The sequence below is a fragment of the Rathayibacter tritici genome (assembly GCF_002932875.1).
GTDB lineage: Bacteria > Actinomycetota > Actinomycetes > Actinomycetales > Microbacteriaceae > Rathayibacter > Rathayibacter tritici.
The window spans coordinates 21,072-34,985 of sequence record NZ_PSWS01000012.1 but is presented as its reverse complement, the minus strand read 5'-3'; the positions used below and the strand labels follow the sequence as shown (position 1 = coordinate 34,985).

Here is a 13,914-nt window from a genome sequence, read left to right as displayed (position 1 = left end):
TCCGCCCTCGGCTTCCGCAACCTCACCAACTACATCGCCCGCAGCCTGCTCGAAACTGGCGGCTTCAGACCCCGACTACACCCTCAATTACGATGAGCCGCATAACCGGTGACGGCTATAGGGTGAAGTATTACATACAGAAGAGCGGGGTCTATTCCATCCAGGTCTACAGCGAACTGTTCTGGACCAACGATGCCCACGCCCTGTTCGAGGCTGTCGCATCTCGCGATTACGATCCATTTCTTGAGGAGTCGCTTCCCGGCGTGTATGTGCCTTTCCCGCGCTGGGATAATCCGATTCGTCCGCTGGGTCGGCAGTGACGTATCCGCGGGCTGCAGCTCGGATTGCTGGGGTTCTTGTGGCTCTCGTCGTTGTGTCGGCGTGTTCGTCGAACGTGATGGCGGAGCGGCGGGATACGGCGGGGATGACGCGGGCGGAAGTGGCGGGTCTGACGTTGGAGGAGGAGCTCGAGCTGAATGCGCAGCGTTACGTGCATGCGCAGGAGTTGTTGCGGGATGCGCAGTTGCGGATCAGTGACGGTGTGTGGAGGTGGAACGGCGGGGAGACGCTGCCCGAGGAGGGGTACAACGGCGGTGTCGGGGGTGGTCTTCCGGGTGGCACAGGTGAGAACAGCTACTACGTTACGTGCACTCGGATCATCGAGCCGCCAGGTGCTCAGGGGGAGAAGTCGGATTTGGATCCGATGGTGGCGTACTTCGAGGAACAGGGGTGGAAGTACTTTGTTCGGGAGACGTTGGAGAGTGCTGATCTGTGGGGGATCACGGGTGACGGTTATCGGATCAACTACTTCATCCAGGCGAGTGGCCAATATTCAATCCAGGTGTACAGCGAATTGTTCTGGACGAATGATGCTCACGTGTTGTTTGATGCGGTCGCGTCGCGGGATACTGCCGAGTTCCCGGAAGAGTCTTTGCCTGGTTTTTATGCACCGTTCCCGAGGTGGGATGCGCCTATCCATCCGCGCGGGCGGCAGTGATCGGATCGGCCGTCGCGCCCCGGAGACGCCGAAGGGCGGCGGGCCCGGAGGCCCACCGCCCTGTCAGCGCCGACGGATCAGCGCCGACCGATCAGCGCTGCACGTCCTCCTGGACGGCGTGCTTGGCCTCGCGGGCCGAGTCCTGCACATCGCCGGCGGCCGAGGAGCCCGCCTCCTTGACGTTCTGCGCGGCGTCGGTCGCGGTGTCCTTGACCGCGGCGAAGGCCTGCTGCGCCGGCTCGCGCAGCTCGCCGGCCGCCTCCTTCGCTGCGTCCGTCACGGTGTCGACGACCGGCTGGGCCTGCTCCTTGACGCGGCTCGCCGCCTCCTTCTCCTTGCTGGACGCAGGGATCAGCGAGGCCACGAGCAGCCCCGCGCCGAAGGCGATCAAACCCACGGCGAACGGGTTGCCCTCGGCCTTGGCCTTCGCCGAGCCGGCTCCGCTCGAGAGCGAGTCTGAGGCATCCTGCGCCGAGCCCATCACCCGGTCGCGGACAGAGCCCACGGCCGCGCGGACCTTATCGGTCTGCCGCTGCGCGATGGCGCTCGGGCTGACCTTTTCAGCCAGTGCGTCGACGTCACCGCCGAGCTCCAGCCGGGTGCGCTCGATATCCGCGCGGATCTGCTCGGGTGTCTTTCCCTGCTCCGGCGTCTTGTTCAGTCCTGCGTCGTACGTCATCGTCCTGCCCCGTTCGGCTTGAGGGTGTCGGGAATCTTCTTGAGGGAGTCGACCGTTTCGGGAGCACCGTCGACCTGCTTCAGGCTCTTGCGGCCCACGGCGTAAAGGATCGCGGCGACGATCGCCCAGATCACGGCAACGACCACTCCGGACCAGCCATTACCGATCAGAGTGCCCAGCCCCCACCAGAGGGCGATCGAGAGGAACAGCACGGCCATCAGTGCGGCGTAACCCGCCCCACCGAGCAGACCCGCTCCCTTACCCGCCTTGCTTGCGGACTCCTTGAGTTCCGCCTTCGCGAGCGCCATTTCCTGGCGGATCAGCGTGGAGAGATCGCGCGAGACCTCACTGAGCAGGTCGCCCAGCGACGTCGAGCCCGCCCGCTCATCGGGCGTCTGCGGCGAGCGGTGGACGCCCGTCGGATCGGTCACAGCCGTCCGCCATTCGGGAAGCCGCCGTCGAGCGGATCAGCGACGGGCTCGGTCGGGGCGTAGTCGCGCTCGAGCGAGCGTGAGCCGACCGTGCCGTAGGCCGAGGCGGCGGGAGCGTCGTACGCGAGCGAGTCGGCGGCGGGAGCGTCGTACTCGGGGCCGTCGGTGCGCCCCGTTGCTGCCTCCTTCTCGTCCTTCGCCTCGGCGGTCAGCGCCCGAATCAGACGTCCGCCCACGAGGCCGGTCGCGGCAGCGATCAGGATGAAGGCGCCCGGCCGGCGGCGCGCGAACGAGCGCACGTCGTCGAGCAGCTGCGACGGGTCCCGGTTTTCCAGCCACTGGGCGACGCCCTGGGCACGGGAGGCAGCCTGCGACACGAGGTTCGCGGCCATGTTGTCCTGACCGCCCTCGCCGTTCGCGAGAGCAGTGAGGTCATCGCTGAAGGCGCGCGCGCCCTTGGCGGCGTTCTCCTTCTGCGAGTGCGCCTGCTCCGTCAGCTGGCTGCGGCTCTGGTCGAGGAGATCCTTGACCTGAACCTTCGCCTCCTGGACGACGTTGGCTGCCTCGTCCTTGCCTGCTGACAGCACGTCGCTCGCGGCCTGCTTCGCATCATCGGCGACGGCGCCGGCCTGCTCCTTCGCGGTGCCGGCTGCCTCCTTCGCGGTGTCGGTAGCGCTGCTCGAGGGGGAGTCGGAGGAGGAGGAGGAGTACGCGCCGAGGGAGGCGGTGTGCGCCCCACTCTCGGCGGGGGTCTCGGTCGCGCCGAAGTTCGCGGCGCCGTCTCCGAACGGAGGTGAATCGGGATCGATGTTCGACATCGTCTGTCCCTTCCAGGATCGAGTGGGGGTAAGTGCGTGCCGGCGTCGCCAGTCTGGGCGGGCGCTCGAACAGCGGAAAGGGCATAGCGAACGACCCTCGAAGCGGCTACCATCCCGCGCCCCCGCGACCGGGTTCGCACGATCGCGCCGAGATTGCTCCCGGCCTTCGTCAAGCCCCTTCTGGCCCTCCAACTGGGCTGCCTAGCGTCGAAGACACAGACCTCGGACGTCCGCGTCCGGCTCCGCCCGGCCACACCGGAAAGGTACGAAAGGTACTTCGTCATGTTCTTCCACCGTCAGGAACTCCAGTTCACGGCCTCCCCCTCCAAGCCCGACGCCGTCTTCGCCCGCCGCTTCCAGGAGGTGCTCGGCGGCCAGTACGGCGAGATCACCGTGGCGATGCAGTACGGCTTCCAGGCCTGGAATTCCCACGATCCGGGCAAATACCGGGACTTGCTGTTCGGCATCGGCGCCGAGGAGTTCGGCCACGTCGAGATGATCGCCGTGATGATCGCGCAGCTGCTCGAGAAGGCGCCGATCGAGCAGTCCGAGGACGCGATGAAGAAGGACCCGGTGCTCGCGGCAGTTATCGGCGGCTCCGACGTGCAGCACGCCATTGTCGCCGGTGCCGGTGTGCGCCCCGTCGACAGTATGGGCAACCCGTGGCAGGGGTCGTACATCACCGCGAGCGGCAACTTGCTTGCCGACTTCACCGCGAACGCGAACGCCGAGATGCAGGGCCGCCTCCAGGTTGCTCGGCTCTACCACATGACCGACGACCACGGCGTGCGCGACCTCCTGTCGTTCCTCCTGGCTCGCGACACGATGCACCAGAACCAGTGGATCGCGGCGGCTGCCGAGCTGCGCGCGGAGGGCAAGGAGGATCTGCCGGTGCCCTCGAACTTCCCGATCTCGAAGGAGGAGCGCTCGGTGTCGTACGAGTACATCAACTTCTCAGACGGAGCAGCGGCCGCCGACGGTACGTGGGCCTCGGGTCCGACCCCCGACGGCAAGGGCGAGTTCAGCTATCGTGTCGCCGAGCCCGGCGGTGGAGTGCCGATGCCGCCGCCCACCCAGCCGGACGAGCGCTTCTACGGCACCGACCCGAAGCCGAACCTGGTCGAGAAGGCGGTCGGGGCTGTGAAGGACGCGGTGACGGGCAAGTGAGCACCTCGCGGATCCTCGGAGCGCTCGGCGCCTCCGCTCTCGCCATCGGGCTGCTGGCGGGCTGCACCGGTGACGCCCAGACTCCGATCCAGTCCGGGAGTGCGGTGCCCACCAGTGCCGACGATGGTTCGACGCAGACGCCCACGAACGCGCCTTCACAGTCGGCCCCGTCGGAGTCCGCCACCCCGGCGACCTGACCGCGCGCCCTCGGCCGGTCGGCTCCGGTCGAGGGCGAGAAGCATGGCAGCCCGGAGGGTGCCCGGGCAAGCCCCTGTCGGCTCTCAGGAAGCGGGCAGTTCAGGGTCCTACGGTCGGGCCAACGATCAGCGAAGGAGGCACCACCATGGGGCTCGATGACAAGATCAAGAACGCCGCTCAGGATATCGCCGGCAAGGCGAAGGAAGCCCTGGGCGACCACAAGAACGACGACAGCCTGAAGGCCGAAGGCCAGAAGGACCAGGCTGCGGCCTCGGTCAAGAAGACCGGCGAGGACGTCAAGGACGTTTTCAAGTAGGTCTGCACACCACGGCGAAGGCGGCGCTCCCTTGACGGGGCGCCGCCTTCGTCGTCTCCGCTACGGCTGCAGGACGACCTTGATGCAGCCGTCCTCCTTCTTCTGGAAGGTCTCGTACAGGGCCGGAGCGTCCTCGAGGGGTGCCCGGTGGGTCACGAGGTCCAGCACGCCGAGCGGATCGGACGAGTCCTCGACCAGCGGCAGCAGGTCGTCGATCCAGCGTTTCACGTTGCACTGGCCCATCCGCATCGTCACCTGCTTGTCGAACATCGACTTGAGCGGCATCGGGTCGGCCTCGCCGCCGTAGACCCCGCTCAGCGAGACGGTCCCGCCGCGGCGTACCAGGTCGAGCGAGGCGTGCACCGCGGCGAGCCGGTCGACGCCGACCGTGTCCATCGCCTTGCGGGCGAGCGGATCGGGGAGCAGGCCGGCCATCGTCTGCGCGAAGGAGCCGACCGGCGAGCCGTGCGCCTCCATGCCGACGGCGTCGAGGACGGAGTCGGGACCGCGCCCGTCGGTCAGGTCGCGCAGCTGGGCGGTGATGTCGTCGGAGAGATCGAACGTCTCCACGCCGTACCGCTCGGCCATCGCGCGCCGCTCGGCCACCGGCTCCACCGCGAGCACACGGTAGCCGCGGTGCACGCCGATCCGCGCGGCGAACTGGCCGACCGGCCCGAGCCCGAAGACGACCAGTGTCCCGCCGTCGGGAACCTGCGCGTACTCCACGCCCTGCCAGGCCGTGGGCACGATGTCGCTGAGGAACAAGTAGCGCTCGTCCGGTAGGTCGGTGCCGACGACGATTGTGTTGTAGTCGGCGAGCGGCACGCGCAGCAGCTCGGCTTGTCCGCCGGGGACCTGGCCGTACATCTTCGTGTAACCGAACAGCGCCGCTCCGGAGCCGTACTCGGTCACCTGCGTCGTCTCGCACTGCGACTGCAGGCCGCGACGGCACGGGAAGCAGTCGCCACAGGCGATGTTGAAGGGGACGACGACTCGGTCTCCCACCCGCAGCGAGGTGATCGCGGTGCCCACCTCCTCCACGATGCCCATCGGCTCGTGCCCGAGCACGTCGCCCTTGTCGAGGTAGGGCCCGAGGAGTCGGTACAGGTGCAGGTCGGAGCCGCAGATCGCGGTCGAGGTGATCCGGATGATCGCGTCGGTCGGCTGCTGGATGCGGGGGTCCGGGACGGTTTCGACCGAAACCTTCTCGATGCCCTGCCACGTGAGCGCTCGCATGTTCGTCTCCGTTCTCCGGCTCGCGCCGGTGGGGTCGGTGTCCCTCCACCGCACACCCGGACGGCGCGGCGCGGGAGGGGCTTGACGGCTCCTCGGGAGTTCTCGGGCCGGATTTCCGGGAGAACGCAGGACGTGTCTTCCACGTTCACCTGACTCACGGCGGCCGGGTGGTGGGATGGGGAGATGGATGCTCTCTACACCGCCATCGCCCACGCCTCCGGTGGAGGACGCGACGGCCACGTCCGCACTGAGGACGACCGGCTCGACCTCGATACCCGCGCCCCGCAGGAGCTCGGCGGTTCCGGCGAGGGGACCAACCCCGAGCAGCTGTTCGCGGCCGGCTACTCCGCCTGCTTCCTCAGCGCCCTGCACGGAGCCGGCCGTCAGCTGAAGATCGACACGACCGATGCGGCCGTCTCGGCCAGCGTCTCCATCGGCAAGAACGACTCGGACGGCTTCGGCCTCGCGGTCGAGCTCGACGTGTACGTCCCGAAGGCGAGTGCCGAGGACGCGCAGAAGGTCGCCGACGCGGCGCACCAGCTCTGCCCGTACTCCAACGCCACCCGCGGGAACATCCCCGTGCAGATCAACCTGGTCGACTGACCCGCCCCTCGTGACGGCCCCTCCCGAAAGTCGGGTAGGGGCCGTCGTCGCGCGCCGATCGCAGCTCGAAGCCGCACCGGTCCGTTAGGGTCCCGCCATGACCGTTGACATCACTCCCGAGGAGTCCCAGGCGCGCGCCGAGCTCGTGCAGATCCGTCAGAGCATCGACAACATCGATGCGGCGGTGATCCACCTGCTCGCCGAGCGGTTCAAGTTCACGCAGAAGGTCGGCAAGCTCAAGGCCGCGCACGGTCTGCCCCCGGCCGATCTCGATCGTGAGGCTCGTCAGATCGCGCGACTTCGAGCGCTCGCCGAGGAGTCGCACCTCGATCCGGCGTTCGCCGAGAAGTTCCTCGGCTTCATCGTCGCCGAGGTCATCCACCACCACCAGCGCATCGCCGACGGCGCCGAGGACTGAGGCGCCGCTCGGGGCGGCACCGCGGCGACGGCGTCAGCCCTCGATCCGCAGTAGCCCCGCCGTGCGCTCGCGCAGAACGCCGAGCAGCAGCGGATAATCGGGGAAGAGCTGGTCGCGCCGCAACGTCGGCAGCCGCAGGCCGAGGGGCACCTCGGTGATGCGGCCGTTCGTCTCCGTGAGGGTCAGGCGGAGGCTGCGGCTCCCCGTGGGGCTCGAGGCGACCACGGAACGCAACGCCTCGAGAGGGAAGACCAGTCCATCGATCTGGATGGCCGACTCCGACACCACAATCGAGCCGGGCAGTCCGGGCCGCAGCGCCAGCCGAGCGGCGACGAGGCCCAGAGGCAGCGAGAGCGCCACGATCACTGCTCCGAGGACGATCTGCGCGCGACCGCCGGACGGGGCATCGGCGAGGGCGACGGCCAGGACACCTGCGGCGAACGCCTCGGTCGCCACCACGACCAGGGCGACGGCGCGTCGGCGCAACGGTGCCCGGTGCGGACGGAAGAGCACGGCGGAGGCGGAACCCGCCAGCTCGGGCGGCACGGCGTCGCGGACACGTGCGACGGCGCGGAGGTCGGCGAGCAGGGTGGCGAAGTCCTCTGGTCGAAAGTGCGCGCAGCGGACCTCGATCCCATCGCCGCGGCACCAGGCGACGAAGCCGTCGCCGTCGCTCGACTCGGCGAAGCGCACCGAGCGGCGCGGCCACTGCTCGCGGCGGCGGTGGCCGCGCATCAGCACGACCTGCGTCTCGGTGGTGATCACGCGGGTGGGAGTGACGATGAAGAGGGACACCGCCGAGACCAGCCCGATCACGACGGTGAGGGCGAGGAGACCGAGCGAGAGCGTTGACTCGTCGAGGACGCCGCGGCGATCGGCCAGGATCGCGAACGGGATGAGCACCGCAGCGAGCAGCGCGCCGATCAGCCGCCGCAGGAGGGTACGCACGCGGAGGACGACGGACGGGCTGTAGACCCGCCGTGTCCGGATCCCCGTTGGTACCGATTCCACCGCGTCAGGGTAACCCCCAGGATGTGGCGGACGTCCCTGAGGCGCGGACACGGCGCGATCCCCGTGCCACCCGCCCTCGCTCGGGGAGGGCGGCACGAGATGACCGACAAGCCTTGGTCGGGCAGGCGTGGTGAGCGGGCTACGCCTCCGCGGTGCGATGCAGGGCACGGACCGGGACAACCCGACGGCGGGCGATCGCGGCGACGGTCAGCAGCAGGCCGAACAGCAGCCAGATCACCAGGCCGACGACCGCGCCGGCCGTTCCCTCCGTCCCTTCGACCACTCCGGACAGCGCGTTCTGCGCCGCCGACAGCGGCAGGAACCCGAGCACGTCGTCGAACAGGCCGGGGACCGTCGAGATGATGCCCGCGCCGAGCCCGATCACCGCCGCGACCATCGACAGGAAGCGGCCGATCCCTCCGAGCAGCGCGACGAGCCCCTGGTTCACCGCGGCGAACGAGGCGCCGGCGAGCATCGAGAGCAGGGCGAAGCCGATCCAGCGTCCCGGCTCCAGGTCGGCGACGTTGCTCATCACGGTCGCGACCGCGAGACCCTGCACGACGCCGATCACCAGCGCGGGCAGGGAGGAGGAGAGGGCGAGTGCCGCGGAGGAGCGGGTGGAGGAGAGCGCGCGGTGCGAGAACGCGGCGAGCACCAGGAAGGTCGCGAGGGCGCCGAGCCAGAGGGCGATCGTGGCGAAGAACGGGACGCTGGACGCCCCGAACAGGTCGTTCGTACTCCTCGCGTTCTCGACCGGGTCGGAGACGACGTTGGCGAGGTTCGTCGACTCCGACTCGGTGTAGCTGGGCAGCTGCGCGACGGCGGCGTCGAGCCCCGTGGCGAGCGTGCGACTGCCGTCGGCGAGCTGCACCGCCCCGTCCGAAACGCCGCTTGCGCCGTCGGCGAGCTGGTCCGCTCCGTCGGCGGCGGAGGACGCTCCCGTGGCGAGGTCGGCGGCGCCGCCCGCGGCGGTGGTCGCGCCGGTCGCGAGGTCGCGGGCGCCGGCCGCGGCGGTGGTTGCCCCGGAGGAGAGCTGCGCGGCGCCGCCGGCCGCGGCCTCGGCACCGGAGGCGAGCTGAGAGAGTCCGCCGGAGAGCTGGCCGATCCCGCCCGCGAGGGTGCGGGCGCCCGCGGCGGACCGGCCGACCGCGTCGACCAGCGAGGGCTGACCGTCGCTGCCTGTGCGGATCCCGGCGTCGATCCCGGCGACCGCTCCGGCGGTCTGCCCGGTCAGGGTGACCGCGCCCGTCGGCCCGTTCGCCGAGGCGATGACGGCTTTCGCGGCGCTGCACTGCTCCGTCTCGCAGCTCGCGAGCACACCGGTGAGGGCCTTCAGGGTTTCCGCGGTGGCCGTCGCCGCTCCCGCGCTGAGCGTCGTTACCTGCTGTGTCCCCTCACCCGTCTTCTGCACGCCCGCCGCCAACTGGTCGAGGCCGTCCGCCAGGCCGGTGGCGCCGCCCTGCAGCTGCGTCGCCCCGCCGGCGGAGCCCCGCGCGCCCGTGGCGAGCTGCGCGACTCCGCCGGAGAGGTCGGACGCACCGGTGCCCAGCTGACCTACGCCGTCGGCGAGGGAGGAGGCGCCGGTGCCGAGCTGCGCGACTCCGCCCGACAGAGAGGACGCGCCGGTGGCCAGCGCATCGATGCCGTCGGCGAGGTCGCTCGTACCGTCGGCGAGAGTGGAGGCGCCGGTGCCGAGCTGGTCGGCGCCGTCGGCGAGTGTGCCCGCGCCCTGGGCCGCCTGGCCGATCTGCTCGTTCAGGGTGTTGAAGCCGACGTAGACGTTCTCGAGGTACGCGGTGGTGAGCTGCGTGTTCAGCAGCGAGGTGGCGGTGCTGGTCACGGTGGCCGAGATGGCGTCGTCGACGAGCTTGGCCTTCTCGCTGGTGGCGATGTCGATGGTCGCCTTCGTCGCCTTCTCGGCGTCGCCGGAGTACGAGGTGGCGGCGGCCGAGAAGGAGGAGGGGATGGTCACAACGGTCGCGTAGCTGCCATCGGCGAGGCCCTTCGCGGCGTCGTCCTTGTCGGTGAGCACCCAGGTGAAGTTGCCCGTCGAGTCCGAGCCGGAGACGTTCGGCACCGGGGTCGCGCTCGCCGAGGGGGACGCGGGGGCGGCAGGGCTCGCAGAGTCGGTGCCGCCCGTCACGAGTCCGGCCGCGAGCTGGCGCCCGAGCGGCACGGTCTGCCCGTTGATCTCCACGGGCGTGTCCTCGTTGACCACGGCGGCCGTGATCGTGTCGAGGCGCTCGGTGGGGTTCCACAGCGCCCACACCAGGAGGCCGCCGATGACGAGGGGGACCAGGACGATCCCGAGAAGGGTCAGCCAGGACACCTTCGTGCCGCCGCGGGGGCGTTCGAGGGAGAGAAGAGCCATCTGTCAGAGGACCTTTGCGATCGCGCGGCGCTTCGCCGCGGGGGAGACCGCGAGCACGCCGCGGTCGGAGGGGAGGAGGTCGTCGAGCGCCTCAGCGTCGACGGAGGAGGCGACCACGGTGAACGCGTCGTTGGCGGCACGGGCGGCGTCGAGCTCGGCCCGGATCGCGGCGCGCAGTTGCGGATCGGTGACCGTGTCGAGGTCATCGAGCACCAGGATCGGCGGGGCCGACTCCAGGACGGAGCGCACGTCGGCGACCGGGTCGGCCGCTCCGGCCAGGCGCACCAGCCCGACCCGGCCGCGCACGGCGGCGGAGCGGATCGGCACGACCAGGCCCGCGACTTTCAGGCGTCCGGAGTCGGGGGCGAGGCGGCCGGCGATGCTCAGGAGCAGTGCGGTGCGGCCGGTGCGGTGCGGGCCGTGCACCACCAGGGAGGAGCCCGGCGCGACCCGCAGCGAGACGTCGTGGTAGACGGGTCCGTCGGGTCCGTCGAGGCAGAGGCCCTCGGCGGCGATCACGTCGGTGGATCCGGGCTCCGGCCAGTCGGCGAGAGCGAGCTCCTTCGTCAGGCCCTCGCCCTCGACGTCGAAGGAGGGGAGGACTCGGTCGAGCCAGCGCGGCATGTGCCAGGCGCGGTCACCGAGCAGGTGCAGCACGGCGGGCACCAGCGTCATCCGCACAATGAAGGCATCGACGAAGACGCCCACGGCCAGGCCGAGCGCGATCGGCTTGATGTTGGTGTCCCCCTCCGGCACGAAGGCGGCGAAGACCGAGAACATGATGATCGCGGCGGCCGTGACCACCTTGGCCGAGCCGACGAAGCCCGACTCGACGGCGGCGCGCGCCGGGCGGCCGTGCACGTAGTCCTCGCGCATCCGCGAGACCAGGAACACCTCGTAGTCCATTGCCAGGCCGAAGAGCACGCCCATCAGGATGATCGGCATGAAACTGATGATCGGGCCCGTCTTGTCGACGTGGAGCGCGTCCGAGAACCAGCCCCACTCGAACACCGCCGCCACGGCTCCGAAGGAGACGCCCACCGAGAGCAGGTAGCCCAGCGTCGCCTTGATCGGCACCCAGAGCGAGCGGAACACCATCGTCAGCAGCACCAGCGACAGGCCGACCACGAGCAGGCCGAAGGGTAAGAGCGCCGTGGCGAGCGTGTCCGAGATGTCGATGCCGACCGCGGTCTGGCCGGTCACCGCGAGGTCGACGCCGTACTCCCGCTGGAAGTCGTCGTGCTTGTCGCGGATCTCGGCGACCAGCGCCTTGGTGGCCTCGGAGTCGGGGCCGCCCTCCGGAATGACCTGGATGATGCCGGTGTCGGCGGTCTCGTTCGGGGTCGCGAGCGGCACCGAGGCGACTCCGTCGAGCTTCTCGATCTCACCCTTGAGGTCGTTCATCAGGCCGAGCGGATCGGTCGAGCCGATGATCGTGCCGGTCACAATGAGCGGGCCGTTGTATCCGGCGCCGAAGTTCTCGGCGAGCAGGTCGTAGGTGGTACGCGCCGGCGTGCCCTCGGCCTGGTATCCGGCGTCCGGCAGGGCGAGGCGGAGGCTGAGCGCCGGGATGCTGGCGACTCCGAGCACGCCGATCACCGCGATGATCGTGACGATCGGGAAGCGGGTGACGACCTGGACCCAGCCGCGGAAGAAGCCGCGCGGGACCTCGGCGTGCGCGCGGCCGCCGGGCGAGGGCGCTGTCGAGTCCTCCACGGCCGCGAGGTCGGCGTGGGCTCCCGAGGCGGCCGCGGCCTTGGCGGCTCGTTTTTTCGCGCGGCGCTCCTTGGGCCGGAGCCGCCCGCCAGCGAAGCCGAGCAGCGCGGGAGTGAGGGTGAGCGCGATGACCACGGCGATCGCGACTCCGCCCGCAGCCGCGATGCCCATCGTGGTGAGGAACGGGATGCCCGCAACCGAGAGGCCGACGAGCGCAATGATCACGGTCAGCCCGGCGAAGACAACGGCGGATCCGGCCGTCGCCGTTGCGCGCGCGGTCGACTCCTCCGGGTCCATTCCCTGCTTCAACTGGTCCTGGTGACGGCTGATGATGAAGAGGGCGTAGTCGATGCCGACCGCCAGTCCCAGCATGAGGGCCAGGAGCGGCGTCGTCGACGAGATCGAGGCGAAGCGGGTGGCGATGAAGATCGCCGACATCGAGAGGGCGACGCCGAGCAGCGCGGTGACCAGCGGCATCCCGGCGGCGAGGAACGAGCCGAAGGTGAGCACGAGCACCACGAGGGCGACGACGAGGCCGATCGCCTCGGTGATCGTCACCCCGGGCAGGTTCTGGGCGAAGAGGTCGCCGCCGAGCGAGACCACGGAGCCGGCGGGCAGGGCGTTCTGGAGGGTCGTCGCCTCGGCCTTCAGCGCGTCGCGGCTCTCGGGGCTCGTGGTGGTCGCGGAGCCGTCCATCTGCGCGGTGATGACGAGGGCATTGCCGGCCTCGGAGATCGTGCCGGAGACGCTGTCGGAGTAGGGGTCGGTCACCGCCGCGACCTCGTCGACATCGCCGAGCGCGGTGACCGCGTCGCCGACCGGTCCCTTCACGTCGGCGTCCTGGACGCCGCCTCCCTCAGGCGCGACGACGACATACCGCGCGGACGTTCCGCTGACCTGGGGGAAGGTGCGTTCGAGCTGATCCAGCGCGGTCTGCGACTGGGTGCCCGGGATGGAGAACGTGTTGTCGGTGCCCTGATTGAGCAGCAGCGCGCCTCCGCCGCCCGCCACCACGATCAGCAGCCACAGGACGGCGACGAGGCGGTGGGCGCGGTACACGCGACGACCGAGACGGTAGAGCAGCGACGACACGCGGTCTCCTGACGGGGGTGGGAGGGGGGAGATACGTCTGCGTACCGGAGCGGAGCTCGACTCCGATACACGAGCGTATCCGATACAGCACCGTATTCGATACGGAAATGTATCGGATAGGGTGATCGGTGTCGAAGGTGTTGACAGAGCGGACAGGAGGCGAGGATGACCGCGATCGACCCCACCGCTCCCGAAACCTCCCGCCGCGGACGCACCCGCGAGCGCCTGCTCGACGCCGCCTACGACGTGTTCGCCGAGACCGGCGTGCACAGTGCCTCCGTCGAGCAGATCTGCGAGCGCGCCGGATTCTCGCGCGGTGCCTTCTACTCCAACTTCTCCACGAAAGAGGAGTTGTTCTTCGCGCTGATGGAGCGGGAGAACGGCGCCCGGGTCACCGCTCTCATCGAGCAGATGGGGCGCACGATTCCACGCGTCGTCTCTGCCGACGAGCCGCTGACCGCCGAGACGCTCGCCGTGGTCATCCTCGACTTCCTCCAGGGACCGACCACCGACAACCGGCGCTGGTGCGTGGTCGAGTCGGAGTTCGAGCTCCTGGCGCTGCGCGACCCGAGGATCGCACCCCAGTACCGCGACTTCCGCGCGGGATTCGACGCGTCGCTCGTGCAGATCGTGCACGGGGCGCTCCGCCAGGTGCGGCGGGAGTTCTCGCTGGAGGCGGCGACCGCGGTGCGACTCCTGGTGGCGGGGTACGACAATGCGGTGAAGCAGTCGATCCTCGAGGACGAGTCCGAGACGGAGTCGCTGGAACGTCTGCGCACGACGCTGACGGCGATCGTGCTCGCGATCTCGGCCGCCGACGCCTGAGCGGGTTCCCGCTCCTCGGTCCCCGCGACGAGGATG

15 protein-coding genes are annotated in these 13,914 nt (G+C 69.8%); 8 read left to right on the top strand and 7 right to left on the bottom strand.

The features are described from left to right. Positions 1-92: 92 nt before the first annotated feature. Positions 93-320, top strand: a complete 228-nt coding sequence (locus C5D07_RS15170) for a hypothetical protein (RefSeq protein ID WP_146076835.1) — start codon at positions 93-95, stop codon at positions 318-320. 38 nt (positions 321-358) lie between these two features. Then, entirely contained in the window at positions 359-997 is a 639-nt protein-coding gene (locus C5D07_RS02385) for a hypothetical protein (protein WP_146079780.1), read from the top strand. Positions 998-1,088: 91 nt separating this feature from the next. On the opposite strand, the gene C5D07_RS02380 is transcribed toward C5D07_RS02385, so the two are convergent. From C5D07_RS02380 to C5D07_RS02370, 3 genes are read right to left on the bottom strand one after another with little or no spacing between them, the layout of a single operon-like run. After that, a complete protein-coding gene (locus C5D07_RS02380) occupies positions 1,089-1,676 on the bottom strand; it encodes a DUF3618 domain-containing protein (protein ID WP_068256105.1) in 588 nt (195 codons plus the stop codon). Next, complete coding sequence (locus C5D07_RS02375) at positions 1,673-2,107, bottom strand: phage holin family protein (protein ID WP_068256102.1); 435 nt, start codon at positions 2,105-2,107, stop codon at positions 1,673-1,675. The genes C5D07_RS02380 and C5D07_RS02375 overlap by 4 nt, the downstream gene beginning before the upstream one ends. Continuing rightward, on the bottom strand, positions 2,104-2,925 hold the full coding sequence (locus C5D07_RS02370; RefSeq protein ID WP_068256099.1) for a hypothetical protein: 822 nt from the start codon (positions 2,923-2,925) through the stop codon (positions 2,104-2,106). Before C5D07_RS02370 ends, C5D07_RS02375 begins: the two co-directional genes overlap by 4 nt. Positions 2,926-3,207: 282 nt before the next feature. Between C5D07_RS02370 and C5D07_RS02365 the strand changes: the two genes are divergently transcribed. The 3 genes from C5D07_RS02365 (at position 3,208) to C5D07_RS02355 (ending at position 4,606) form a co-directional block, all read left to right on the top strand. After that, entirely contained in the window at positions 3,208-4,092 is an 885-nt protein-coding gene (locus tag C5D07_RS02365; RefSeq protein ID WP_068256096.1) for a manganese catalase, read from the top strand. Next, a complete protein-coding gene (locus tag C5D07_RS02360; RefSeq protein ID WP_068256094.1) occupies positions 4,089-4,289 on the top strand; it encodes a hypothetical protein in 201 nt (66 codons plus the stop codon). Before C5D07_RS02365 ends, C5D07_RS02360 begins: the two co-directional genes overlap by 4 nt. Before the next feature lie 146 nt (positions 4,290-4,435). Next, positions 4,436-4,606, top strand: a complete 171-nt coding sequence (locus C5D07_RS02355) for a CsbD family protein (protein ID WP_068256091.1) — start codon at positions 4,436-4,438, stop codon at positions 4,604-4,606. Positions 4,607-4,666: 60 nt separating this feature from the next. Here the strand turns inward: C5D07_RS02355 and C5D07_RS02350 are convergent, their stop codons facing one another. Further along, positions 4,667-5,842 (bottom strand): zinc-dependent alcohol dehydrogenase, encoded by a 1,176-nt coding sequence (locus C5D07_RS02350; protein ID WP_068256088.1) that lies wholly within the window; start codon positions 5,840-5,842, stop codon positions 4,667-4,669. A gap of 183 nt (positions 5,843-6,025) precedes the next feature. Between C5D07_RS02350 and C5D07_RS02345 the strand changes: the two genes are divergently transcribed. Beyond that, positions 6,026-6,445, top strand: a complete 420-nt coding sequence (locus tag C5D07_RS02345) for an organic hydroperoxide resistance protein (RefSeq protein ID WP_104258584.1) — start codon at positions 6,026-6,028, stop codon at positions 6,443-6,445. 97 nt (positions 6,446-6,542) lie between these two features. Further along, positions 6,543-6,863, top strand: coding sequence for a chorismate mutase (locus C5D07_RS02340; RefSeq protein WP_068256082.1), 321 nt, complete (start codon positions 6,543-6,545; stop codon positions 6,861-6,863). A gap of 33 nt (positions 6,864-6,896) precedes the next feature. Here C5D07_RS02340 and C5D07_RS02335 read toward each other — a convergent pair whose 3' ends face one another. The 3 genes from C5D07_RS02335 to C5D07_RS02325 form a co-directional block, all read right to left on the bottom strand. After that, positions 6,897-7,874 (bottom strand): hypothetical protein, encoded by a 978-nt coding sequence (locus C5D07_RS02335; protein WP_104261813.1) that lies wholly within the window; start codon positions 7,872-7,874, stop codon positions 6,897-6,899. A 139-nt stretch (positions 7,875-8,013) separates the two neighbouring features. Then, positions 8,014-10,245, bottom strand: coding sequence for a YhgE/Pip domain-containing protein (locus C5D07_RS02330; protein WP_104258583.1), 2,232 nt, complete (start codon positions 10,243-10,245; stop codon positions 8,014-8,016). 3 nt (positions 10,246-10,248) lie between these two features. Then, complete coding sequence (locus C5D07_RS02325; RefSeq protein ID WP_104258582.1) at positions 10,249-13,053, bottom strand: MMPL family transporter; 2,805 nt, start codon at positions 13,051-13,053, stop codon at positions 10,249-10,251. 165 nt (positions 13,054-13,218) lie between these two features. On the opposite strand from C5D07_RS02325, the gene C5D07_RS02320 reads away from it, so the two are divergent. After that, the gene (locus C5D07_RS02320) at positions 13,219-13,878 is read left to right on the top strand and encodes a TetR/AcrR family transcriptional regulator (RefSeq protein ID WP_104258581.1); all 660 of its coding nucleotides are present in this window, start codon (positions 13,219-13,221) and stop codon (positions 13,876-13,878) included. The last annotated feature ends 36 nt before the right edge of the window (positions 13,879-13,914 follow it).